This window comes from Ornithinicoccus sp. (genome assembly GCF_057176825.1).
The window spans coordinates 2,624,672-2,648,251 of sequence record NZ_CM169976.1 but is presented as its reverse complement, the minus strand read 5'-3'; the positions used below and the strand labels follow the sequence as shown (position 1 = coordinate 2,648,251).

24 protein-coding genes are annotated in these 23,580 nt (G+C 71.6%); 19 read left to right on the top strand and 5 right to left on the bottom strand.

Translation table 11 applies throughout. The features are described 5' to 3' along the window. Positions 1-109: 109 nt before the first annotated feature. The 3 genes from AC1QRC_RS13210 to thrS are packed head-to-tail and all read left to right on the top strand — an operon-like array spanning position 110 to position 5,683. The gene (locus AC1QRC_RS13210; RefSeq protein ID WP_484203753.1) at positions 110-3,010 is read left to right on the top strand and encodes an FAD-binding and (Fe-S)-binding domain-containing protein; all 2,901 of its coding nucleotides are present in this window, start codon (positions 110-112) and stop codon (positions 3,008-3,010) included. 42 nt (positions 3,011-3,052) lie between these two features. Then, positions 3,053-3,649 carry a DUF998 domain-containing protein gene (locus AC1QRC_RS13205; RefSeq protein ID WP_484203752.1) on the top strand — a complete coding sequence of 199 codons (597 nt, stop codon included), beginning with the start codon at positions 3,053-3,055 and terminating at the stop codon, positions 3,647-3,649. Positions 3,650-3,697: 48 nt separating this feature from the next. After that, positions 3,698-5,683 (top strand): threonine--tRNA ligase, encoded by a 1,986-nt coding sequence (gene thrS, locus AC1QRC_RS13200; RefSeq protein WP_484203751.1) that lies wholly within the window; start codon positions 3,698-3,700, stop codon positions 5,681-5,683. A 572-nt stretch (positions 5,684-6,255) separates the two neighbouring features. Here thrS and AC1QRC_RS13195 read toward each other — a convergent pair. The 4 genes from AC1QRC_RS13195 to AC1QRC_RS13180 form a co-directional block, all read right to left on the bottom strand. Beyond that, positions 6,256-6,414 (bottom strand): hypothetical protein, encoded by a 159-nt coding sequence (locus AC1QRC_RS13195; RefSeq protein WP_484203750.1) that lies wholly within the window; start codon positions 6,412-6,414, stop codon positions 6,256-6,258. A gap of 294 nt (positions 6,415-6,708) precedes the next feature. Beyond that, entirely contained in the window at positions 6,709-7,029 is a 321-nt protein-coding gene (locus tag AC1QRC_RS13190) for a hypothetical protein (protein WP_484203749.1), read from the bottom strand. Further along, positions 7,026-8,630 carry a radical SAM protein gene (locus AC1QRC_RS13185; protein ID WP_484203748.1) on the bottom strand — a complete coding sequence of 535 codons (1,605 nt, stop codon included), beginning with the start codon at positions 8,628-8,630 and terminating at the stop codon, positions 7,026-7,028. Before AC1QRC_RS13185 ends, AC1QRC_RS13190 begins: the two co-directional genes overlap by 4 nt. Further along, positions 8,627-9,436, bottom strand: a complete 810-nt coding sequence (locus AC1QRC_RS13180) for a prolipoprotein diacylglyceryl transferase (RefSeq protein ID WP_484203747.1) — start codon at positions 9,434-9,436, stop codon at positions 8,627-8,629. Before AC1QRC_RS13180 ends, AC1QRC_RS13185 begins: the two co-directional genes overlap by 4 nt. A gap of 88 nt (positions 9,437-9,524) precedes the next feature. Between AC1QRC_RS13180 and AC1QRC_RS13175 the strand changes: the two genes are divergently transcribed. Continuing rightward, a complete protein-coding gene (locus tag AC1QRC_RS13175) occupies positions 9,525-10,145 on the top strand; it encodes a malonic semialdehyde reductase (RefSeq protein WP_484203746.1) in 621 nt (206 codons plus the stop codon). On the opposite strand, the gene AC1QRC_RS13170 is transcribed toward AC1QRC_RS13175, so the two are convergent. Beyond that, entirely contained in the window at positions 10,132-10,635 is a 504-nt protein-coding gene (locus tag AC1QRC_RS13170) for a nitroreductase/quinone reductase family protein (RefSeq protein WP_484203745.1), read from the bottom strand. The two genes, AC1QRC_RS13175 and AC1QRC_RS13170, sit on opposite strands and share 14 nt — an antisense overlap. Positions 10,636-10,689: 54 nt before the next feature. On the opposite strand from AC1QRC_RS13170, the gene AC1QRC_RS13165 reads away from it, so the two are divergent. From AC1QRC_RS13165 to AC1QRC_RS13095, 15 genes are all read left to right on the top strand, one after another. Further along, positions 10,690-11,244 (top strand): HIT family protein, encoded by a 555-nt coding sequence (locus AC1QRC_RS13165; RefSeq protein ID WP_484203744.1) that lies wholly within the window; start codon positions 10,690-10,692, stop codon positions 11,242-11,244. A 32-nt stretch (positions 11,245-11,276) separates the two neighbouring features. Beyond that, a complete protein-coding gene (gene pgsA / locus AC1QRC_RS13160) occupies positions 11,277-11,891 on the top strand; it encodes a phosphatidylinositol phosphate synthase (protein ID WP_484203743.1) in 615 nt (204 codons plus the stop codon). A gap of 5 nt (positions 11,892-11,896) precedes the next feature. Further along, on the top strand, positions 11,897-12,871 hold the full coding sequence (locus tag AC1QRC_RS13155; protein ID WP_484203742.1) for a phosphatidylinositol mannoside acyltransferase: 975 nt from the start codon (positions 11,897-11,899) through the stop codon (positions 12,869-12,871). Beyond that, on the top strand, positions 12,868-14,040 hold the full coding sequence (locus AC1QRC_RS13150; protein ID WP_484203741.1) for a glycosyltransferase family 4 protein: 1,173 nt from the start codon (positions 12,868-12,870) through the stop codon (positions 14,038-14,040). The genes AC1QRC_RS13155 and AC1QRC_RS13150 overlap by 4 nt, the downstream gene beginning before the upstream one ends. Further along, positions 14,037-14,600 carry a LemA family protein gene (locus tag AC1QRC_RS13145; RefSeq protein WP_484203740.1) on the top strand — a complete coding sequence of 188 codons (564 nt, stop codon included), beginning with the start codon at positions 14,037-14,039 and terminating at the stop codon, positions 14,598-14,600. The genes AC1QRC_RS13150 and AC1QRC_RS13145 overlap by 4 nt, the downstream gene beginning before the upstream one ends. A gap of 70 nt (positions 14,601-14,670) precedes the next feature. After that, positions 14,671-15,579, top strand: coding sequence for a pyridoxal 5'-phosphate synthase lyase subunit PdxS (gene pdxS, locus AC1QRC_RS13140; protein WP_484203739.1), 909 nt, complete (start codon positions 14,671-14,673; stop codon positions 15,577-15,579). A 54-nt stretch (positions 15,580-15,633) separates the two neighbouring features. Next, the gene (pdxT, locus tag AC1QRC_RS13135; RefSeq protein WP_484203738.1) at positions 15,634-16,284 is read left to right on the top strand and encodes a pyridoxal 5'-phosphate synthase glutaminase subunit PdxT; all 651 of its coding nucleotides are present in this window, start codon (positions 15,634-15,636) and stop codon (positions 16,282-16,284) included. Further along, on the top strand, positions 16,281-17,042 hold the full coding sequence (locus AC1QRC_RS13130) for a YebC/PmpR family DNA-binding transcriptional regulator (RefSeq protein ID WP_484203737.1): 762 nt from the start codon (positions 16,281-16,283) through the stop codon (positions 17,040-17,042). Before pdxT ends, AC1QRC_RS13130 begins: the two co-directional genes overlap by 4 nt. A gap of 112 nt (positions 17,043-17,154) precedes the next feature. After that, a complete protein-coding gene (ruvC, locus tag AC1QRC_RS13125; RefSeq protein WP_484203736.1) occupies positions 17,155-17,841 on the top strand; it encodes a crossover junction endodeoxyribonuclease RuvC in 687 nt (228 codons plus the stop codon). Next, positions 17,838-18,446 carry a Holliday junction branch migration protein RuvA gene (ruvA, locus tag AC1QRC_RS13120; RefSeq protein WP_484203735.1) on the top strand — a complete coding sequence of 203 codons (609 nt, stop codon included), beginning with the start codon at positions 17,838-17,840 and terminating at the stop codon, positions 18,444-18,446. Before ruvC ends, ruvA begins: the two co-directional genes overlap by 4 nt. Continuing rightward, entirely contained in the window at positions 18,443-19,531 is a 1,089-nt protein-coding gene (ruvB, locus tag AC1QRC_RS13115) for a Holliday junction branch migration DNA helicase RuvB (RefSeq protein ID WP_484203734.1), read from the top strand. The genes ruvA and ruvB overlap by 4 nt, the downstream gene beginning before the upstream one ends. Before the next feature lie 133 nt (positions 19,532-19,664). Beyond that, the gene (yajC, locus tag AC1QRC_RS13110) at positions 19,665-19,991 is read left to right on the top strand and encodes a preprotein translocase subunit YajC (RefSeq protein WP_484203733.1); all 327 of its coding nucleotides are present in this window, start codon (positions 19,665-19,667) and stop codon (positions 19,989-19,991) included. Positions 19,992-19,998: 7 nt separating this feature from the next. Continuing rightward, the gene (secD, locus tag AC1QRC_RS13105) at positions 19,999-21,858 is read left to right on the top strand and encodes a protein translocase subunit SecD (protein WP_484203732.1); all 1,860 of its coding nucleotides are present in this window, start codon (positions 19,999-20,001) and stop codon (positions 21,856-21,858) included. Further along, a complete protein-coding gene (gene secF / locus AC1QRC_RS13100; RefSeq protein ID WP_484203731.1) occupies positions 21,858-23,042 on the top strand; it encodes a protein translocase subunit SecF in 1,185 nt (394 codons plus the stop codon). Before secD ends, secF begins: the two co-directional genes overlap by 1 nt. A gap of 7 nt (positions 23,043-23,049) precedes the next feature. Next, positions 23,050-23,571 carry an adenine phosphoribosyltransferase gene (locus AC1QRC_RS13095; protein ID WP_484203730.1) on the top strand — a complete coding sequence of 174 codons (522 nt, stop codon included), beginning with the start codon at positions 23,050-23,052 and terminating at the stop codon, positions 23,569-23,571. The last annotated feature ends 9 nt before the right edge of the window (positions 23,572-23,580 follow it).

Genomic DNA, 23,580 nt, shown 5'->3' with positions numbered 1-23,580 from the left:
ACCCTCCAGGAGGTCGGTCCGTTGACCGCCACGACAGCCCCCAGCCACGACCGTCACCGGCGACCACGCCGAACTCGCCGCCCGCCTCGAGGCGGAACTGCGCGGGGAGGTGCAGTTCGACGACTACAGCCGGCACCTGTTCTCCCGGGACGCCAGCATGTACGCGATCATGCCGGTCGGCGTCGTCTTCCCCCGCGACACCGACGACGTGGCAGCCACCGTGCGCATCGCCGCCGAGTTCGGGGTGGTCGTGACCCCCCGCGGGGCCGGGACCAGCCTGGCCGGGCAGACCATCAACACCGGGATCGTGCTCGACTTCTCCCGGCACATGTCCAAGATCCTCGACCTGGACCCCGAGGCCCGCACGGCACGCGTCCAACCGGGCGTGGTGCAGGACGACCTGAACCGGGCGGCCGCCCCGTTCGGGCTGATGTTCGGCCCCGACACCTCCACCAGCAACCGCGCCAACGTCGGCGGAATGATGGGCAACAACTCCGCCGGCAGCGGGTCGCTGCGCTTCGGGATGACCATCGACCACGTCCAGAGCATGGACGTGGTGCTCTCCGACGGCTCCACGGCCGTCTTCGAGCCGGTCGACGAGGCAGAGCGGGCACGCCGGGCGGAGGCGGACACGCTGGAGGGCCGCCTCTACCGTGGCCTGCCGGAGATCGTGGCGGCGCACGCCGAGTCGATCGCCACCGGGTTCCCGCCGTTCTGGCGCCGGGCGGGCGGCTACCGCCTGGACCGGCTCGCCGACGACAGCGACTTCGACCTCGCCACGTTCGTCGTCGGCGCCGAGGGCACCCTGGTGATCACCACGGAGGCGACGGTCGGCCTGGTGCCCAAGCCACGGCATACGGTGTATGCCGTGGGGCACTTCGAGAGCCCCCAGCACGCCATCGAGGCCACCGTGGACGCGCTGTCCTGCGAGCCCGCCCAGGTCGAGATGATGGACAAGACCATCCTGGACCTGTCCCGCCGCAAGATCGAGTTCGCCGACCTGGGGAACAGCCTGGTCGGCGACCCCGGGGCCCTCCTGTTCGTCTCGTTCACCGGGGACGACGTGGCCCAGCTCCAGCCCAAGCTCGACGAGGTCACCCGGCTGTGGGAGGAACACGGCCACGGCTACCACACCCTGCAGCTGGTCACCGCAGCCCAACAGGCTGCGCTGCTCAAGGTGCGCAAGTCCAGCCTCGGGCTGCTGATGGCCGCCAGCGAGGGCACCAACCGACCGCTGGCCTTCGTGGAGGACACGGCCGTCCCGCCGGAGCACCTGGCGGCCTACACCGCCCGGTTCGCCGAGATCCTGGACCGGTACGGGATGAAGGCCGGGTTCTACGGCCACGCCTCGGTCGGCTGCCTGCACATCCGCCCGTTCGTCGACCTCAGCAGGCCCGACGAGGTCGAGCGGATGCGGATCGTGGCCGAGCTGGTCAAGGACCTGGTCCGCGAGTACGGCGGCGTGAACTCCAGCGAGCACGGGGACGGGCTGGCGCGCAGCGAGTTCAACCGGGAGCTGTTCGGCGACGACCTGTACGAGGCGATGCGGGAGGTCAAGGCCCTCTTCGACCCCGACAACCGGATGAACCCCGGCAAGATCGTCGACGCGCCGAAGATGACCGAGCACCTGCGGGACGCGGCGCTGCCGCCTGCCCCGCCGCTGCGGACCCGGCTGCAGTTCGACGTCGTGGGCGGGATGCGCGGGGCGGCCGACCGCTGCATGAACATCGGGCAGTGCCGCAAGAGCACCACCGGCGTGATGTGCCCCTCCTACATCGCGACCCGCGAGGAGGAGCACGCCACCCGGGGCCGCGCGAACGCCCTGGTGAAGGCCCTGTCGGAGCCGGACCCGGCCCAGGCCCTCGGGGACGAGCGGTTGCACGAGATCCTGGACCTGTGCCTGATGTGCAAGGCGTGCAAGTCCGAGTGCCCCCTCGGGGTGGACATGGCCAAGCTCAAGAGCGAGACCCTGTCGCACTACCACGACCAGCACGGCGTGCCCCTGCGCTCCAGGGTGTTCGGCTCGATCCGGGGACTGAACCGGCTCGGCTCGGCCTTCGCGCCGCTGGCCAACGCCTCGGTGCGGATTCCGCTGGTCCGCGACGGGATGGAACGCTTCCTCGGGATCACCGCCAAGCGGCCACTGCCGCACTTTGAGTTCCAGAACCTGCGGCGCTGGTACGCCCGCCAGGCCAAGGCCGGCAGCACCGCGCCGGCCGCCGCCCCCCAGGGGACCGTGAACTTCCTGGCCGACTCCTTCACCACCTACACCGAGCCGCACATCGGCCAAGCCGCGATCGGGCTGCTGCAGCAGTCCGGGTGGGACGTCCAGCTGGCGACCACCGGGTGCTGCGGTCGCTCGGCCCTGTCCAAGGGGCTGGTCGACGAGGCGGCCAAGCGCGCCGGGGAGATGGCCCGCTCGCTCGCCCAGGACACCCCATCGGGGTCACCGATCGTCGGGTGTGAGCCGTCCTGCCTGTTCACGCTGCGTGACGAGCACGCCTCGATGCTGCCCGACGACCCGAACGTGGCAGACGTCTCGGGCCGGGTCCGGCAGGTCGAGGAACTGCTCACCGAGGCGGTCGACGACGGTCGGCTCGAGCTGGCCCAGGACTCCTGGCTGGCGGGGCGTCGCATCCTCTACCACGGGCACTGCCACCAGAAGGCCGAGGTCGGCACCGCGGCGACCGTGGCCATGCTGCGCCGAATCCCGGGCGTGGAGGTCGTCGAGCTCGACGCCGGGTGCTGCGGTATGGCGGGCTCCTTCGGCTACGAGAAGGAGCACTACGCCCTGTCCATGCAGGTCGGTGCCGACCGGCTGTTCCCGGCCATCGAAGCCGAGGACATGCAGACCGTGATCGCGGCCACCGGCACGTCCTGCCGGGAGCAGATCTTCCACGGCACCGAGCGCTCGGCCTGGCACCCGGTCGAACTGCTGCAGGAGGCGTTGGCGCCCGGCACGCGGGCCGAGGCCGACCACGGTCACCACAGCGCCGGGAGCGCCCGCTGATCCTGCCGCCGGGCCGGCTCCCCGCCCTGTAGCGTCGGGACCGTGACGGTGCTCCTGGCCTGCGGGATCGTGGGCACAGCCCTGTTCGTCGTGACCTTCCTGGTCGACGGGGCGACCCGGCCGGGATACCGCCCGACCTATCACCCGGTGAGCGCCCTCGCGCTGGGGAGCCGCGGGTGGGTGCAGACCGCCAACTTCCTGCTCTGCGGCGCGCTCATCGCGCTCTCGGGGATCGGCATCGCCACCCGGTCCGGCAGCGTGCTGCTGGGTGGTCTGGTCGTGCTGTTCGGCCTGGCGCTCGTCGCGTCCGGGGTGTTCCCCATGGACCCGATGCGGGGCTACCCGCCCGGGACACCGGATGGCACGCCCGGGGGGACCAGCCGCACCCACGACCTGCACGACCACGCGGGGGCGGCGGTCTTCAGCCTGCTGCCCGCTGCCGCCGTGGTCGCCGCCTTCGTCCTCGACGGGCCGGGCCGCTGGGGCTCCGCCGGGGTCGCCGCCGCACTGGTCGTGCTGTTCCTGGCCTTCGGCCAGGCGTGGGAGTCCGACCACCGGCTCACCGGCCTGGTGCAGCGGGTCATGATCCTCACCGGATGGGCCTGGCTGGCACTGCTGTGCTGGTCGCTCCTGCGCTGACAGGTACGCTTTCGACTCGCACCCCGACCCGACCGATAGGAGCCCCACGTGTCCGCCCAGATCACCGTGACCGTCGCCGGAGACGAGCGATCGGTGGACCCGGGCACCACGGCCGGCGACCTCTTCGCGGGGGACCGGTCGGTGGTCGTCGCCAGGGTCGACGGCGAACTGCGCGACCTCGTCCACGTGCTCACCGGCGGCGAGACGGTCGAGCCGGTCACCATCGACTCCCCGGACGGGCTGGACGTGCTGCGCCACTCCTGCGCGCACGTGCTCGCCCAGGCCGTCCAGCAGGTCAACCCGGACGCCAAGCTGGGCATCGGCCCGCCGATCCGCGACGGCTTCTACTACGACTTCGACGTCGCCGAGCCGTTCACCCCCGAGGACCTGAAGCAGCTCGAGAAGGTGATGCAGAAGATCATCAACTCCGGGCAGACCTTCGCCCGGCGCGAGGTGGAGGACGACGCGGCCCGGCAGGAACTGGCCGGCGAGCCCTACAAGCTGGAGCTCATCGGTCTCAAGGGCGGTGCCGCCGACGAGGCTGCGGAGGGTGCCTCGGTCGAGGTCGGCGGCGCCCAGCTGACGATCTACGACAACCTCGACCGCACCGGTGAGGTCGTCTGGGGGGACCTGTGCCGGGGGCCGCACCTGCCCAACACCAAGATCATCGGCAACGCCTTCAAGGTGATGCGCAGCGCCGCCGCCTACTGGCGCGGCAGTGAGAAGAACCCCCAGCTGCAGCGCATCTACGGGACGGCGTGGCCCACCAAACCCGACCTCACGGCATACCTGGACCGCCTCGCCGAGGCCGAGCGGCGCGACCACCGCAAGCTGGGCGCCGAGCTGGACCTCTACTCCTTCCCCGACGAGCTGGGCTCCGGTCTCCCGGTCTTCCACCCCAAGGGCGGCGTGCTGAAGCGGGAGATGGAGGACTACGTCCGGCGCCGGCACATCGAGGAGGGCTTCGACTACGTCGGCACGCCGCACATCACCAAGGAGGGGTTGTTCCACACCTCCGGGCACCTGCCGTACTACGCGGACACGATGTTTCCCCCCATGGAGCTCGAGGGCGGCAACTACTACCTCAAGGCGATGAACTGCCCGATGCACAACCTGATCTTCAGGTCGCGCGGGCGGTCCTACCGCGAGCTGCCGATCCGGTTGTTCGAGTTCGGCTCGGTCTACCGCTACGAGAAGTCCGGCGTGGTGCACGGCCTGACGCGGGTGCGCGGGATGACGCAGGACGACTCCCACTCCTATGTCACCGCCGAGCAGGCGCCCGATGAGATCCGGCACCTGCTGACCTTCATCCTCGGGCTGCTGCGCGACTTCGGGCTGGACGACTACTACCTGGAGCTGTCCACCCCGGACATGGAGGGGGAGAAGAAGGACAAGTTCCAGGGCACCCCGGAGCAGTGGGAGCAGGCCATCGCGGTGCTGGAGGAGGTCGCGGGGGAGACCGGCCTGGAGCTGGTGCCCGACCCGGGCGGGGCCGCGTTCTACGGCCCCAAGATCTCGGTCCAGGCCCGCGACGCGATCGGCCGCACCTGGCAGATGTCGACCATCCAGTACGACTTCAACCAGCCCGAGGGCTTCGAGCTGGAGTACCAGGCCGCCGACGGCACCCGGCAGCGCCCGGTCATGATCCACTCGGCCAAGTTCGGCTCCATCGAGCGTTTCATCGGGGTGCTCGTCGAGCACTACGCCGGTGCCTTCCCCCCGTGGCTGGCGCCGGTGCAGGTGGTCGCGATCCCCGTCGCGGAGGCCTTCGAGGACTATCTGCACGAGGTCGCGGCGACGTTGCGCGAGCAGGGGATCAGGGTCGAGGTGGACACCTCCGACGACCGGTTCCCCAAGAAGATCCGGACCGCCCAGAAGTCCAAGGTCCCGTTCATGCTGATCGCCGGCGAGGACGACCGGTCGGCCGGGGCCGTGTCCTTCCGCTACCGCGACGGGTCGCAGAAGAACGGTGTGCCGGTCGCCGACGCCGTCGCCGAGATCGTCGCCGCGGTCCGGGACCGGGTCCAGGTCTGAGCAGGGCAGGTCGGCCGTGAGCGAGGATGTCGTCGTCCGGCGGCTGGCCCCCGAGGAGGGACTGCTGGCTGCGGCGCTGCACGTCCAGTCGCTGCGGGCGGCCGGGCGATCCGCACCCGGCGGGCCACTTCGACCGGTTCGCCGACGCCTGGTCGCGGGGGTGGGCACAGCTGCCGACCTGGGTCGCCGAGGGCGACGGCGAGCACGCCGGGCTGCTGATGGTGCAGCTTGCCTGCCCCGCTGCCCGCCGGGGTCGGCTCCGCCGCCGCGGCCCCGCGTCGTCCTGCTGTATGCCGTGTCCACCGGGCCGGCCGAGCGCGCCGCTCACGCGTTGCTGGCCACGGCGTCCCGCTGGGTCCGCGAGGACGCCGGCGACGGTCCGGCAGACCTGGAGCTGGCCGAGGACGTCGCCGTGCCCGCGTCGGTGCTGGATGCGCTCGGCGCCCGCGTCGAGCAGGTGCGGCAGGTCCGGGTCCCAGCCGCGCTGACGGCGGTCAGCCGGGGTTGTAGTTGGCGATCCAGTACACGCACAGCCCGGCGAACACGATCATCGCCCAGCGGCACCGACAGCATCAGGCCCATGAAGAGGCCGACTGCCCCACCGGCGCGTCGCCGGGAGGGCCGTCAGCGCGACCACGGCGAGGAGTCGCGGCCAGCGCCACGACGGTGCCCAGGTCGTCCAGCACCCAGTAGGCCTGGGTGAGCACGACGGCCAGGACCACCCCCAGCACCGCCCCGACCCAGAGCGGGACGGCCGACTTCTTCGGCTGCGGGGGATGGGGGGAGCCGTAGGGGGACTGCTGGCCGTACGGGGGACTGCTGGCCGTACGGGTGACTTGCTGGCCGTACGGCGGTTGTTGACCGTAGGGGACCTGCTGGCCGTAGGGCTGCTGGTTGCGCGGTAGGGCTGCTGGTGGCCGTACGGCGGTTGCCCACCACCCGGGGGAGGCTGACCGCCCGGGGGAGGTGCGGCATACGGGTCCCTGGGCTGTCCCTCGTCCTCGGGGCCCTGACCGTGCAGTTCGTCACGTCACCACCACCAGAGACCCGAGCCACACGCCGATTCCGGCCAGGACGACCAGCACCCCGAGGTAGGCCAGCACCACCCGGGTGTCGCCCAACAGGCAGCGGGAGCGGGTGAGCCCGGCCCGGCGGGCGCGCCAGTAGCCGACGAACCCGAGCCCGGCGAAGAGCGCCAGGGCGAATGGCCCCGCCAGCCAGCCGAGCAGCGCGACCGTGGCGAAGATGCACAGTCGCAACGGGTCGAACGGCGCCGCCTCGGCCTCGGCGTGCGATGCCGGCGAGCCCGGGATCCCGGGAGTGACGGGGGGAGGCGCGGCGCTCACGACAGCGCCCCGGTGCGCAGCAGGTTGTCCCGACCATCCGGCATACCGGTGGCGGTGGAGATGCGGGTCCGGGCCAGCGGCGCCCATGCCTGCACGGCACAGAACGGCGCGCACTGGTGGGAGGTGTCCTCGTGCACCGTGGCCACGTGCACGCAGCACTGGGTGAGCCGCTCCTCGATCATCGTGTTGATGTCCATGAATGGCTTGACGGTCACCCGTAGCACCCGCTCGCCGAGCATCGCCCGCAGCCGCTTCTGACCACCGGGCAGGGAGGAGGAGGCCAGCTGGGTCAGCGTGCCGATCCCGAGGTCGCAGTGGGTGCAGATGTCCCGCCAGATGCTGCCGATGTCGGGGTGGGACAGCGAGGACTGCTCGCTGAGCAGGTCCAGGATCGAGTCCTTGACGACCCTCTTCAGCTGGGCCGGGAGGGCCTGGTCGGCGATCCGGTTGGCCAGCATGTCCGGCTCCAGGTCCAGGAACTCCTTGAGCCGGTCGGGGCCGATCAGGGACACCAGGGACCGCCACTCGCCGCCGTCGTCGCGCAGCAGGTAACCCACGGAGCAGCAGTGCGGGTGCGAGCACGGCAGGGCGGTGAGGTCGCGCCAGGTGACCCTCCCGTCGGTCTGCGGCCCCAGCCGCGCCAGCACCCCCGTGTGGGTGAGGCGCTCCATCGCGTCGATGCCTGTGGACCGCCCGGAGCCGAAGACGGGCTGGATGGTGACCCCGCCGACGTAGGGGGTGCGCAGACCCAGGTCCAGCACGTCGCCGATCTCGTCGTCGTTGACGCCCAGGGCCGCGGTCATCGTGAGCGTGGTGAAGATCCCTGCCGCGGACAACCGCTCGAGGGCCCGCTCCTTGAACCGGCGCAGGTCGGCCGCCCGGTGGTGCTTCGAGGCCCGGGCGGTCAGACCGTCGAACTGCAGGTAGACCTCGACCCGCTCGCGGTGCTTCGCCAGCAGCGCGAGCAGCGCGTCGTCCTGGGCGATGCGCAGCCCGTTGCTGTTGACCAGGATCCGCACGATCGGGCGGGCCACTGCAGCCTCGATGAGCTCGGCGAACTGGGGGTGCAGCGTGGGCTCGCCACCGGAGAGCATCAGCACGTCCAGCCGGTTGTGCTCGCGGGACAGCCGTGTGTCGATGGAGGCCAGGATCTCCTCCAGCGGCGCCGTCGCCATCAGCTGGGGGGCGGAGTCGGCGAAGCACGTCGGGCAGCGCAGGTTGCAGTGGTCGGTGATGTCCTCCAGCAGGATGCAGGTGTGCTGGGTCTGCATCTGCGGCAGGCCGTCCAGGTATGCCGAGGGGACCGGTTTGAAGTTGCCGCTCAGGTCCGCGGTGTGCTCCTTGGTCGGTGCCGTCCACTGCTCCAGGTAGCGCAGGATCTCGGCCGACTCGTCATACAGGGTGCGCACGAACCCGTGGTCCGGACAGCCGCGCTCCAGGAAGACCCTGCCGTCGCGCTCGGCCAGCCACCCGGACAGGCGGCGCACCTCCTCCAGCGGGCGGTCCGGCGCCTCCTCGTGGCAGTGGGGGCAGAACGCGTTGACGTAGCGGTGCACCCGGAAGTCGCGCAGCCGGGCGCCGGGGCCGATGGTCTGTGTCACGAGAGACTCCTCATCGGATGCTGCGGACCAGGTCGGGGGGTCAACGTGTAGCGGCCCCTGCGGGCCTGCCACGCTACCCGGGCCAGGAGCAGGGGCAGCACCAGGCCCAGGAACAGTTGCGGGCGGGTCAGCCCCCACCAGACGACCTCGTTGCCGCGGACGAACTCGACCAGGAACCGGAAGGTGCCGTAGGCCGCGACGTAGAGCACGAACGACTCGCCGGCGGGCAGCCGGTCCCGCAGCACCGACCACAGGACGGCGAACGCGACCAGGTGGAAGGCGATCTCGTAGCCGAAGGAGGGGTGCAGGGCGACCCCGGCAGGCGGGCCGAGACGCTCCGCGGTCGCCGCGTCGAGGACCGGGCCGAAGCCGAGCGGGTTGGGGGTCCCCGGCAGCTCGGTGAGCAGGCACCCCCACCGGCCGACGGCCATCCCGAGCGCCACCGCCGGGGCGAACAGGTCCCCGGTCCGTGCGCGGTAGCCGCACAGCCGCTTGGCGATGTGCACGCCCAGCCAGGCCCCGACCAGGCCGCCCAGGATGCTCCGGTTGCCGAACGCCCACTGCTCCATCAGCGTGGCGTTCGTGCGCAGGTCGGCGTCCTGCAGCCACGTCCCCAACCGCATGAACACGGCGCCGCCGAAGAGTGCGCCCGTGACGACATACAGCAGCCGTTCGTCGGTCTGCCCGGTGTGCCTGGCCTGCACCACGAAGACCGCGAGCGCGACCAGCACGCCCAACCCCACGAAGAACTCGTGCGTCGGCACCGGCAGGTCCGTGCCGAGCAGGTCGCCCAGGGTCGGGTACATGCTGGCCAACATATCCGCCGGGCACGTTGTGAGGGGGACCACAGCGCGCTGGCGGAATCCCTCGATGTAGTTGATCGTTCAAATGACCATGACCGTTGACACTGCCGCAGCCACCGACCTGATCGCCCTCGACCCGCAGGCGCAGGACCTGCTGTTCCGCGAGGCGCGGACCGCGAACGCCTTCACCGACGAGCCGGTGACGCGCGCCCAGGTCGAGGCCATCTACGACCTGATCAAGTGGGCTCCGACGGCGATGAACGCCCAGCCGCTGCGGGTGGTGCTCCTGGAGAGCGCGGAGTCGCGTGCCCGCCTGCTGCCGCACCTGGGCGAGGGCAACCGGGCCAAGACCGGTGCGGCCCCGCTCACGGCGATCCTGGCCGCGGACACCGCCTTCCACGAGGAGCTGCCGCGCACCTTCCCGCACGCGGCGGGCCTGAAGGACATGTTCGAGGCGAACGAGGACGGCCGGCGGGGCGCGGCGCGGCTCAACAGCGCCCTGCAGGTCGGCTACTTCATCCTCGGTGCCCGTGCGGCGGGCCTTGCTGCCGGACCGATGACCGGCTTCGACGCCGCGGGCATCAACGCCGAGTTCTTCCCCGACGGCGAGCACGAGGTGCTCGTGGTCGTCAACCTGGGGCAGCCGGCCGAGGACGCCTGGATGCAGCGCCTTCCCCGGTTGGAGTTCGACGAGGTCGTCACCGCGCTCTGAGCGGCGCACCGTCAGGCGGTCCTGGGGGGCGCCGGGCTGCCGTCAGGCGGTCTTGGCGGGCTCGAGCAGGTACACCGGGATCTGCCGGTCGGTCTTCTCCTGGTACTCCGCGTACGGCGGGAAGGCGGCCACCGACCGCTCCCACCACTCCTCCCGCTCGGCCCCCTCGGCGAGGCGGACCGTCGAGCCCGGCGTGATGCTCGGTGCCGTCCTGGACCGCGACCTGCGGGTGCGCGGTGAGGTTGTGCACCCACACCGGGTCGGTCGGACTGCCGCCCTTGCTGGCGACCGCCGCATAGGTGCCCTCGTGCTCCACCCGCATCAGCGGGACCCGCCGCAGCAGACCGCTGCGCGCGCCCCGCATGGTCACCACGACCACCGGCCGCCCGTAGACGTCCGCCGCGTCGGTCGTCCCCGCCGCGTCGATGGCATGGAGTTGCTTCTTGACCCAGCCCTCTGCCGGCTGGATGTAGTCCTCGCTGTTGGTCATGATGGTGCAAGTCCCTCCGCCCCCAACTTCTTCCGCCGGGCCTAAGATGCCCGCATGGCGCAGGGTGAGGACCGGGTCGAGGACGCGGCCGACTTCGTGGGGGCTCCCGACGGGTTCGAACGCCTCTGGACGCCGCACCGGATGGTCTACGTCCAGGGGGAGCGGCCGCCGAGCCAGGCGGGGGAGGGCTGCCCGTTCTGCGACGCGCCGGGCAAGGAGGACGGCGAGGGCCTCATCGTGCACCGGGGGGAGCACTGCTACGTCGTCCTCAACCTGTTCCCCTACAACCCCGGGCACCTGCTGATCTGCCCCTACCGGCACCTGCCGCTCTACACGGAGCTGACCGACGAGGAGACCACGGAGTTCACCGCCCTGACCAAGGCCGCGGTCACCGCGCTGGGTGAGGCCTCGGGGCCGGCCGGGTTCAACATCGGGATGAACCAGGGGCAGGTCGCCGGGGCCGGCGTCGCCGCCCACCTGCACCAACACGTCGTCCCGCGCTGGGGCGGGGACAGCAACTTCCTCCCGGTCATCGCCCAGACCAAGGCGCTGCCGCAGCTGCTCGAGGACGTCCGCACCCGGCTCGTGGCCGCGTGGCCCACCGCCTGAGCACGCCACCACCCAGTTACGCTGTCCTCGCCATGCTCAACCGCTACGCCCGTGCGCTCTTCACGGCCATCTTCACCCCCATCGCCCGGATCCTGCTGCGGTGGGGGGTCAGTCCCGACGCCGTGACCCTGGTCGGGACCCTCGGGGTGTGCGTGGGGGCCCTGGCCTTCTACCCTCGCGGCGAGCTGTTCTGGGGCACGATCTTCATCACCTGTTTCGTCTTCACCGACCTCATCGACGGCACGATGGCCCGGATCTCCGGCCGGACCAGTCCCTGGGGCGCGTTCCTGGACTCCACCATGGACCGGCTCGGCGACGGCGCGGTCTTCGGCGGGCTGGTGCTCTACTTCACCGGGGTCGGCCGCGACGACCTGTCCGCCGCCCTCGCGCTGGCCTGCCTCGTGCTCGGCTTCGTCACCAGCTACGCCAAGGCGCGGGCCGAGGGCCTGGGGCTGACCGCCGACGTGGGGATTGCCGAACGCGCCGACCGGCTGGTCGCCGTCCTGGTCACGACCGGCCTGGTGGGCCTGTTCCTGCCGATGTGGGTGCTGACCACGGTCCTGGCGCTGCTGACGGTGGCCAGCCTGGTCACCGTGGTCCAGCGGGTCGGCACGGTCCGACGACAGACCCGCGTGGGTATGCCGTGAGCCCGGTGGGCGCCGTCGGTGCCGGTCGCGCGGTGGCGGGGCGGGCCTCGGACACGGCGTCGCTGACCGCCTACCGGCTCGGCTGGCGCGGGGTCCGCCTGCTGCCCGCGGCTGCGGCCTACCGGCTGTTCGACGGGATCGCGGCCGCGATGCACCGACGCGGCGGCACGGGCGTGGACCGGATGCGGGAGAACTACCGCCGGGTCCGCCCCGAGCTGGACGACGCCGCGCTGGAGGAACTCACCAGGGAGGGGTTGCGCTCCTACCTGCGCTACTGGTGCGAGTCCTTCCGGCTGCAGGACCGCACGGCCGACCAGTTGGCCCGGACGGTGCGCGCCGAGGGCGACGGCCCGGTCAGGACGGGGCTGGCGGCCGGCACCGGCGCGGTCTGCTTCCTCGGACACCTGGGCAACTGGGACACGGCGGGGGCCTGGGCCACCCACCACCTGGCTCCCGTCACCACGGTGGCCGAGCGGTTGCGGCCCGAGGAGCTGTATGACGAGTTCGTCCGCTACCGCGAGGGGCTCGGCATGCGGATCCTGCCCCTGAGCGGGGGTGCGTCGCCGTTCCGGGAGCTGGTCCGCACGGTGCGGGCGGGGGGATTCGTCCCACTGCTGGCCGACCGGGACCTCACCGACTCCGGGGTCCAGGTGACCTTCTGCGACCGGCCGGCCCAGATGGCGGCGGGCCCGGCGGCGCTGGCCCTGGCCACCGGCGCGCCGCTCTATCCCGTCACCACCCACTACGAGCCCGACCCCGCACCGCGCCCCGAGGCCGGGGGTCACCGGCTGGTCATCACCTTCGGCCCGGCGCTCACCCCGCGGGACTCCGCCGCGCAGCGGGAGGAGCAGGTCCGGGACCTCACCCAGCAGTGCGCCGACTTCCTCACCGGGGCCGTGCGTGCCCACACCGAGGACTGGCACATGATGCAGCGGGTGTTCGTCCCGGAGCCGGCCACCGGTCCGGAGGTCCCCCGGTGAGGGTCGGTCTGGTCAGTCCGTACTCCTTCGCGGTGCCCGGCGGGGTCCAGCTGCACGTGAAGGACCTGGCGATGGAGCTGATCCGGCGGGGGCACCAGGTCAGCGTGCTGGCGCCCGCCGAGGGCGACACCGCGCTGCCCGACTTCGTGGTCAGCGCCGGGAGCGCCGTCCCGGTCCGCTACAACGGGTCGGTGGCCCGGCTGGCCTTCGGGCCGCAGGCCTCCGCCCGGGTCGACGCGTGGCTGGGGGAGGGCCAGTTCGACGTCGTGCACATCCACGAGCCGGCTGCACCCAGCGTCTCCCTCCTCGCGCTGTGGGCCGCGCAGGGGCCGGTGGTCGCGACCTTCCACACCGCCACCCTGAAGTCCCGCGCGATGCTGGTGGCCAACCCGATCCTGCGCCCCAGCCTGGAGAAGCTCTCGGCCCGGATCGCCGTGTCCGAAGCCGCCCGGCAGACGGTCACCGCCCATCTCGGGGGCACCACCGTGGTCATCCCGAACGGCGTCTACGTCAAGGACTTCCGGCCCGAGGCGGGCGACCACCGCCGCTGGGGAGCCCGCACCGAGGGCCCCCGGATCGTCTTCCTCGGCCGGTTCGGGGAGCCCCGCAAGGGGCTGTCGGTGCTGACCCGGGCCGTCCCCGCGATCCTGCGGCAGCACCCGGATGCCCAGATCCTGGTCGCCGGTCCGGGCGACGTGGCGGAGACCGCGCGGGCCCTGCCCGACCGGATCGCCAAGGTCACCCGGTTCCTGGGATCCCTGAGCCACGCGGAGAAGGTCTCGCTGCTCTCCGGCGCCGACGTCTACGTGGCGCCCAATACGGGAGGCGAGAGCTTCGGGATCATCCTGGTCGAGGCGATGGCCGCCGGTGCGCCGGTCGTGGCCTCGGACCTGGACGCCTTCGAGGCCGTGCTGGACCACGGGCGGGCAGGGGTGACCTTCCCCGTCGGTGACGCAGAGGGGCTGGCCCGGGAGGTCTGCGGCCTGTTGTCCGACCCGGAGCGCCGCCGACGCATCGCCGAGGCCGGGTCGGCCCGCGCCTGGATGTTCGACTGGTCCCGGGTGGGGGAGCAGGTGCTCGCGGTCTATGACTCGGTCCGCTCGACCAACCTGCCGCAGGTCGCGCTCGAGCCCAGCCCGAGACCCTGGACAGGATGGTGGCGTCGATGACGGTGTCCCCGGTGACCGAGGCCCTGATGTATGCCGGGCTGGCGCTGGCCCTGGTGCTGGCCGTCGGCTGGTTCCTGTCCTACACCGCCGTGCGGCTGGACCGGCTGCACCACCGGATCCAGGCCACCGCCGCGGCCCTGGACGCCCAGTTGGTGCGCCGTGCCGACGCCACCCTGGAGGTCGCCCTCGGGATGCACCTGGACCCGGCCACCTCCACCCTGCTGGCCACCGCCGCCAACCAGGTGATGGGGGCCAGCGGCGCCTGGACCCCCGAGCGGGCGGCCGCCGAGGCCGAGCTCACCGGGGTGCTGCAGGCCGCCTCCGAGGCGCTGGGCACGCTGGAGGGTCCCGCCGACGAGGCGGGCGCCGAGGCGCTGCAGCGGCTGCACGGGGCCGGGGTGCGGGTGCAGCTCGCCCGCCGGTTCCACAACGAGGCGGTGCGCGACGTCGCGGCGCTGCGCGGCAGCTGGGTCGTCCGCTGGTTCCGGCTCGCCGGGCACGCGGAGCTGCCGCAACCGGTGACCTTCGAGGATGCCTGGCCGCCCATCGCCGTAGACTGAGGCTGCGGCCCCCGCGCCCCACGACATACCCACCCCGATCACCCCCCTGTCACCGAAGGACGTCACGCGCATGAGCAGCAACGAAGCCCCCAACCAGCACCAGGCCGGGACCACCCGGGTCAAGCGGGGGATGGCCGACATGCTTAAGGGCGGGGTGATCATGGACGTGGTCACCCCCGAGCAGGCCAAGATCGCCGAGGACGCCGGCGCCGTCGCCGTGATGGCCCTGGAGCGGGTCCCGGCCGACATCCGGGCCCAGGGCGGGGTCTCCCGGATGAGCGACCCCGACATGATCGACGGCATCATCGAGGCCGTCTCCATCCCGGTGATGGCCAAGGCCCGCATCGGGCACTTCGTCGAGGCGCAGGTGCTTCAGTCCCTCGGCGTCGACTACATCGACGAGTCCGAGGTGCTGACCCCCGCCGACTACGCCAACCACATCGACAAGTGGGCCTTCACCGTGCCGTTCGTGTGCGGTGCCACCAACCTGGGCGAGGCGCTGCGCCGGATCACCGAGGGCGCGGCGATGATCCGCTCCAAGGGCGAGGCCGGCACCGGCGATGTGTCCAACGCGACCACCCACATGCGATCCATCCGCGCCGAGATCCGGCGGCTCACCAGCCTGTCGGAGGACGAGCTGTATGTCGCCGCCAAGGAGTTGCAGGCGCCGTTCGACCTGGTGCGGGAGGTCGCTCGCGAGGGACGGCTGCCGGTGGTGCTGTTCACCGCCGGCGGCATCGCGACCCCGGCCGACGCCGCGATGATGATGCAGCTGGGCGCCGAGGGCGTCTTCGTCGGCTCGGGCATCTTCAAGGCCGGCAACCCGGCGGAGCGCGCCGCGGCCATCGTCAAGGCGACCACCTTCCACGACGACCCCGACGTGATCGCCAAGGTCTCCCGCGGCCTGGGCGAGGCCATGGTCGGCATCAACGTCGACGAGATCCCGCAGCCGCACCGGCTCGCCGAGCGCGGCTGGTGACCCGACACCGCCCCCGCCGCCACACCGCATACCGACCACCGGCCCGACGCACCCGTGCGGATCGGGGTCCTCGCCGTCCAGGGCGACGTCGCCGAGCACCTGAGGGTCCTCACCGCGCTGGGCGCCGAGGCGGTCACGGTGCGCCGGCCCGCCGAGCTGGCCGCGGTCGACGGCCTGGTGCTGCCCGGTGGTGAGTCGACCACGATCGACCGGCTGCTGCGGATCTTCGAGCTCGAGGAGCCGTTGCGGCAACGGCTGCGCGAGGGGATGCCCGCCTACGGCTCCTGCGCGGGGCTGATCATGCTCGGCTCCCAGGTGCTCGACGGCCGGCCCGACCAGCGGTGTCTCGGGGGACTGGACGTCGCCGTGCGGCGCAACGCCTTCGGCCGGCAGGTCGACTCCTTCGAGGCCGATCTCGAGATCCCGGGGCTGCCGCGGGCCGCCGAGGGGCCGTTGCGCGCCGTGTTCATCCGGGCACCCTGGGTCGAGCGGGTCGGTCCGGACGTGGAGGTCCTGTCCACGGTGCACCACGAGGGCAGCGAGCGGGTGGTCATGGTCCGCCAGGGCGCGGTGTTGGCCACCTCCTTCCACCCGGAGGTCACGGCGGACACCCGCGTGCACGAGTTGTTCGTCGACATCGTGCGGGCAGGTAACATCGGGCACCGATCCGGACCGAGCACCAGCAGGAGCAAGGGAGACCGATGAGCGGGCATTCCAAATGGGCGACCACCAAGCACAAGAAGGCGGCGATCGACGCCAAGCGCGGCAAGCTGTTCGCCAAGCTGATCAAGAACATCGAGGTCGCGGCGCGGACCGGCGGTGGTGACCCGGCGGGGAACCCGACCCTCTACGACGCCATCCAGAAGGCCAAGAAGACCAGCGTCCCCAACGACAACATCGACCGGGCCGTCAAGCGGGGCTCCGGCGCGGAGGCCGGCGGCGCGGACTGGCAGGCGCTGACCTACGAGGGCTACGCCCCCGGTGGTGTCGCCCTGCTCATCGAGTGCCTGACCGACAACAAGAACCGCGCCGTGATGGAGGTCCGCACCGCGCTGACCCGCAACGGCGGCAGCATGGCCGACTCCGGCTCGGTGTCCTACCTGTTCAACCGCAAGGGCGTGGTCCTGGTCGCCAAGGAGGGCCGCTCCGAGGACGACATCCTCGAGGTGGTGCTCGACTCCGGCGCCGAGGAGGTCACCGACATCGGGGAGTCCTTCGAGATCGTCAGCGAGGCCTCCGACATGGTCGCCGTCCGCACAGCCCTGGTCGACGCGGGCATCGACTACGACTCCGCCGACCAGCAGTTCCTTCCCAGCGTCGAGGTGCCCCTGGACCTGGAGGGGGCCAAGAAGATGTTCCGGGTCATCGAGGCGCTGGAGGACTGCGACGACGTCCAGAACGTCTACGCCAACGGCGACGTCAGCGACGAGGTGCTGGCAGAGCTGGACGCCGAGGAGGACTGAGGCCGTATGCCGATCCGCACCCTCGGCGCGTCGGCCCCCCGGACGGGGGATGGGTGACGTACCGTGGTGCTGCGAACAGGTGTTCGCAGACGGTGTGAGGGAGGCGAGTACGGTGCGAGTCCTCGGGGTCGACCCCGGGCTGACCCGGTGCGGGCTCGGCGTCGTCGAGGGACGCGCCGGGCGCCCGTTGCGGATGGTCGCGGTGGGAGTCGTGCGCACCCCGGTGTCCGACGAGCCGCAGGAGCGTCTGCTGAGCCTGCAGACCGAGCTCGACCAGTGGCTGGCCGACTACCAGCCCGACGCCGTGGCCGTGGAACGCGTCTTCGCCAAGGCCAACATCAAGGGGATCATGGGCACCGCCCAGGCCTCGGCGGTGCCGATGCTGGCCGCGGCCCGGCTGGGGCTGCCCCTGGCGATGTACACCCCCACCGAGGTCAAGGCCTCCGTCAGCGGCAACGGCCGGGCCGACAAGGCCCAGGTCACCTCGATGATCACCCGGATCCTGGGCCTGGACGTCGCGCCCCGGCCGGCGGACGCGGCCGACGCCCTGGCCCTGGCCATCTGCCACGTCTGGCGCGGCGACGCCCACGACCGCCGGCACGCTGCAGCGGCCTCGGACCTGATGGTGCGCGCCCAGCGCCAGGCCGCGGCCGCCGGGCCCAACCGGTTGGCCCAGCTCCACGCCCAGGCCCGCTCCCAGCCGGTGGCCGGCCGGCGCGAGATCGTGGCCCCGCGCGGCACCGTCCCGGGCCGGGTGATCCGGCCCGGTAGTTCACCACAGAACGGACCAGCACGATGATCTCCTCGGTGCGCGGCACCGTCCTGCACGTCGGACTCGACCATGTGGTGGTCGAGGTCGGCGGGGTGGGGCTGCACGTCCACACGACCCCCGCCACCGCCGCCGAGTGCCGGACGGGGAGCGAGGCCAGGCTGGCCACGACGCTCGTGGTGCGGGAGGAGTCGCTCACCCTCTACGGGTTCCCCGGTGCGGACTCCCGGGCCCTCTTTGAGCAGGTGCAGACGGTGTCGGGCGTCGGGCCCCGCCTCGCGCTGGCGATGCTGTCCGTGCACGCCCCCGACGAGGTGCGCCGGGCGATCTCCGCCGGTGACCTGGCCGCGCTGACCAAGGTCCCGGGCATCGGGCGCAAGAGCGCCGAGCGCCTGGTGCTAGAGCTGCGCGACAAGATGACTGTCGCCGGCCCGGCGACGCCGGATGCCGCGGCCGGCGCCCCGGGCTCCGGCACGCTGGACGCCGCGCAGGAGCAGGTCCGCGAGGCCCTGGTCGGGCTGGGGTGGAGCGCCAAGCAGGCCGAGGACGCGCTCGGCAGGGTCGCCAAGGCCGACGCCGTGCCCGACCAGGTGTCCGAGCTGCTGCGGGCCGCGCTCCGGGAGCTGGGACGGTGAGCGGGCCGGAGGAGGACGGCTCGCTGGACGCCACCGCCCGGGTGGTGGACGCGGACTCCACGGAGGAGGAGCGGCGCATCGAGGCGGCCCTGCGGCCCCGCCGGCTGGCCGACTTCCCCGGGCAGCAGCGGGTGCGCGAGCAGCTGGGGCTGCTGTTGGAGGCCGCCCGGCGCCGCCAGTCCCCACCGGACCACGTGTTGTTGTCGGGCCCGCCCGGGCTGGGCAAGACGACCCTGGCGATGATCATCGCCGCCGAGCTGGAGCAGCCGATCCGGATCACCAGCGGGCCGGCGATCCAGCACGCCGGGGACCTGGCTGCCGTCCTCTCCTCGATGAGCGAGGGCGAGGTGCTCTTCCTCGACGAGATCCACCGGATGTCCCGTCCCGCGGAGGAGATGCTCTACCTGGCCATGGAGGACTTCCGGGTCGACGTGATCGTGGGCAAGGGGCCGGGGGCCACCGCCATCCCGTTGGAGCTGCCGCCGTTCACCGTGGTCGGCGCGACCACCCGGTCCGGGTTGCTCCCGGCGCCGCTGCGGGACAGGTTCGGATTCACCGGGCACCTGGACTTCTACCGCACCGAGGACCTGGTGCACATCCTGACCCGCAACGCCACGCTGCTCGACATCGAGGCCGACCCCGCGGGTATCGAGCAGATCGCCTCCCGCTCCCGGGGCACCCCACGGATCGCCAACCGCCTGCTGCGCCGGGTGCGTGACTGGGCGCAGGTGCACGGACGTCACATCGTGGACCTGCCCGCCGCGGAGGCGGCCCTGACCCTGTTCGACGTCGACGCCCGCGGCCTGGACCGGCTGGATCGCGCCGTCCTGGAGGCGCTGTGCCAGCGGTTCGGTGGCGGCCCGGTGGGGCTGAGCACGCTCGCCGTGGCGGTCGGGGAGGAGCCGGACACCGTGGAGACGGTCGCGGAGCCGTTCCTGGTCCGGGAGGGATTTATGGTGCGCACCCCGCGGGGACGGGCCGCATCACCGCTGGCCTGGCAGCACCTGGGCCTGTCAGCACCCGCCGGCACGACCGCGCAGGAGCCGCTGCCCTCGCTCGATGAGGGCGGCCGGTTCGGGGGCTGACCCGCCGAGGAGCGGGGTGTCTTTGGTCGCTACAGGTCGCTCACCTAGACTGCCCCGGGTGCACGCCGTGTGGTGCGTGCCCCGCGCGTGCCCCACGGGGTGCTGCTCCACCGGACGTTTGTAAGGACCCACCATGTCGTTTCAGGCCGCGGCGAGTTCGTCGACGGGCGGGGGCTTCGGGACGCTGATCCTGCTGGCCCTGCCCCTGATGCTCATCGCCTACATGATCTTCTCGCAGCGGCGCAAGGCCCGGGCGATGCAGCAGATGCAGTCCGAGTTCCAGGTCGGCGACGAGGTGATGACCAGCACGGGTCTGTACGGCCGCATCGCGCTGCTGGACGAGGGGATCGTGCACCTGGAGGTTGCCCCGGGGGTGCAGGTGCAGTGGGACCGACGTGCGATCGTGCGCTCCCCGCGGGCCGGTGCCCCGAACGAACCCGGCACCGAGCCCACGGAGTGATGCGTTGATGGCCAGGAAGCGCAAGCACTCCCGCAACAGGACAGCAATCCGCACGATCGTCGCCCTCGGCTTCATCATCGCCATGATCTTCGGGGGAGTGGCGGGTGCCGCGATCTGGGGCAACCCCAAGGGGCAGCTGACACCGCTGCTGGGGCTGGACCTCGCCGGTGGGCGGCAGATCGTGCTGGAGCCGGTGGTCGAGGGGAACGCCGAGGTCTCCGGCGAGCAGGTCGAGCAGGCGATCGACATCATCCGGCGCCGCATCGACGGCAGCGGCGTGGCGGAGTCCGAGGTCTCGCGGCTGGGGAGCACAAGCATCTCGGTGGCGATCCCCGGCAACCCGACCCAGTCCCAGCTGGATGCCCTGTCGCGGTCCTCGCAGCTGCAGTTCCGCGCGGTCCTGCACGCCGAGGACAACATCCCGTCCCAGAGCGAGTCCACCCCGACCCGGCAGATCCCGCTGCCGACCGGTGCCCCCGACGACGCGTCCGAGACCGCCGTCCCCGGCGAGGATCCGTCCGTGAGCGAGCCGAGCGGCCCGCTGGAGGACGAGGCGACCGCGACCGACGGTGCCTACCCCGAGGGCCTGTTGTCCGCGGGGGACGCGACCGGGTCGCCGGACGAGGAGGTCACCACAGAGGACGAGGTGGAGGTCACCGACCTTCCCGCGGAGACCGACGGGGCGGCGCCGACCGACGCCAGCGACTTCGCCTGGATCACCCCGGAGCTGCAGGAGCAGTTCATGGCCCTGGACTGCTCCGACCCCGAGGCCGCCTACGACGCCACCAGCGAGAACACCAACGAGGCCACGGTCGCCTGCTCCGCCGGGGGCCTGGAGAAGTTCATCCTGGGCCCGGCCGAGCTCACCGGGGCCAGCGTGGCCGACGCCGACTCGGGTCTGGAGATGGGCCAGGCCGGTCCCACGGGCCGGATCCAGGTCAGCCTCACCTTCGACAACGAGGGCCGCGAGGCCTTCCGCCAGATCACCTCCCGACTGGTGGGCTTCCAGCAGCCGGACCCCCGCAACCGGTTCGCGATCGTGCTGGACCGCGAGATCATCTCCGCGCCCGGGGTCAACGAGGCGATCCCGAACGGCACCGCCAGCATCGCCGGTGGCTTCACCAACGAGTCCGCCGAGACCCTGGCCAACCAGCTGAAGTTCGGTGCGCTGCCGATGTCCTTCACGATCCAGACCAGCGAGCAGATCAGCCCGACGCTCGGTGGCGAGCAGCTGCGCTGGGGGATCATCGCGGGCATCATCGGACTGTTCCTGGTGTTCGTCTACTCCCTGCTGCAGTACCGCGCGCTGGGCCTGGTCACCGTCGGCTCCCTGATCGTGGCGACCGGACTGACTTACGCGACGCTGACACTGCTCGGGACGACGCACAACTACCGACTCACGATGGCCGGGGTCACCGGTGTCATCGTGGCCATCGGTATCACCGCGGACAGCTTCATCGTCTACTTCGAGCGCATCCGCGACGAGGTGCGGTCCGGTCGGCCGTTGCGCTACGCGGTCGACACCGGCTGGCAGCGGGCCCGCGGGACGATCATCATCTCGGACGTCGTCAACCTGATCGCGGCCGGCGTCCTGTACTGGCTGTCCGAGGCCAGCGTGAAGGCGTTCGCCTTCACCCTCGGCCTGACCACGATCATCGACCTGCTGGTCGTCATCATGTTCACCCACCCGGTGGTCAGCATCCTGGCCAACACCCAGTTCTTCGGTCAGGGCCACAAGTGGTCCGGGATGGACCCGGAGCGGCTGGGCGCCAAGCGTTCCACCTACCTGGGCCGCGGTCAGTTCTCGGTGCCCGAGCCGAAACGCAGACGGCATACCCGCGAGGAGCTCGAGGGAGGGATCGTCTGATGTCCAGTTTCGCCCAGCTCGGCAACGACCTGTTCACCGGCAAGCGGTCGGTGAACGTCGTCGGCCGACGCAAGGTCTGGTATGCCGTCGCCGGTGTCCTGCTCCTGGTGTCGCTGCTCGGGATCTTCGGTCGTGGCCTCAACTTCGGCATCGAGTTCACGGGCGGCACCGAGTTGCGCGTCGGCAACGTGACCCAGATGGAGGGCTACGAGAGCCGCGCCACCGAGGCCATCAGGACCGTCACCACCGACAGCGGGGAGGTCGCCTCGACCCAGATCGGTGACAGCACCGTCCGGATCCAGACCGGGGAGATGCCCGCCAACGAGGCCAACGAGGCCGCGGCAGCGCTGGCGGAGGAGTTCGGCGTGACCGGCGACGACGTCACCTCCTCGGTGGTGGGACCCTCCTGGGGAGACACGGTCACCACCAAGGCGATCCAGGCGCTCGTGGTGTTCCTGGTGCTGGTCACCATCGTGCTGGCCTTCTACTTCCGCACCCTGAAGATGGCGTTCGCCGCGCTCGTGGCGCTGCTGCACGACGTGGTGTTCACCGTCGGGGCCTATGGCCTGCTCGGGATCGAGATCTCCCCAGCGTCGATGATCGGCTTCCTGACCATCCTCGGCTACTCGATCTACGACACGATCGTGGTGTTCGACAAGGTCAAGGAGAACACCGAGCACGCCTTCGACACCAAGCGACAGACCTACGGCGAGGCCGCCAACCTCGCGGTGAACCAGACCATGGTCCGCTCCATCAACACCTCGGTGGTGGCGTTGCTCCCGGTCACCGCGATCATGGTCATCGGGATCCTCTACATCGGGCCCGGCACCCTGCTGGACCTGTCCACCGCCCTCTTCATCGGCATCGCGGTGGGCACCTACTCCTCCATCTTCATCGCCACCCCGCTGCTGGTGCACCTGCGCCAGAACGAGGAGGAGATCCGCGAGCTGGACAAGAAGGTGGCCCGCAAGCGCAAGTTGGAGCCCGACCCGGCACCCGTGGTCGAGGACGAGGAGATCGAGGTCGACGAGGTCGGCGCCCCGCTCGCCAGCGGCGTGGCCAGCGGGTCGACACCCGCCGCGGGCCCGGCCGCCGATCCCGCCGCCCCGGGCCGACAGATCCACCCGATGGCCCAGCGGGGCCCGCGCAACCAGCCACGACGGACCCCCCGCTCCAAGCGCTGAGCTGGCCATGGACCTCGCCGCCGAGTTGTCGACCGCACTGCGGGACATCCCGGACTTCCCCGAGCCCGGGGTGGTCTTCAAGGACTTCACCCCGCTGCTGCTCGACCCGGACCTGCGCACCCGGATCGTCGACGACATCGTCGGCCGGCACCGCCACGGGGTCGACTCCGTCGTGGGGATCGAGGCCCGCGGCTTCATCCTGGGCGCCGTCGTGGCGCACGAGCTCGGCGTCGGCTTCGTGCCGGTGCGCAAGGCGGGCAAACTCCCGTGGCGCACCCACGCGGTGTCCTACGACCTGGAGTACGGCAGCGCCACGATCGAGGTCCACGAGGACGCGATCGCTCCCGGGCAACGGGTCCTGGTCGTCGACGACGTCCTGGCCACCGGCGGCACGGCGGCGGCGACCTGTGACCTGGTCGAGCGGTGCGGCGGCACCGTCGCGGCCGTCGAGGTGGTGCTCGAGATCGCCTTCCTCCAGGGGCGGGCGCGACTCGGCGACTACCCCCTGACGGCCTTGTTGACGAGTTGAGCGCGCAAC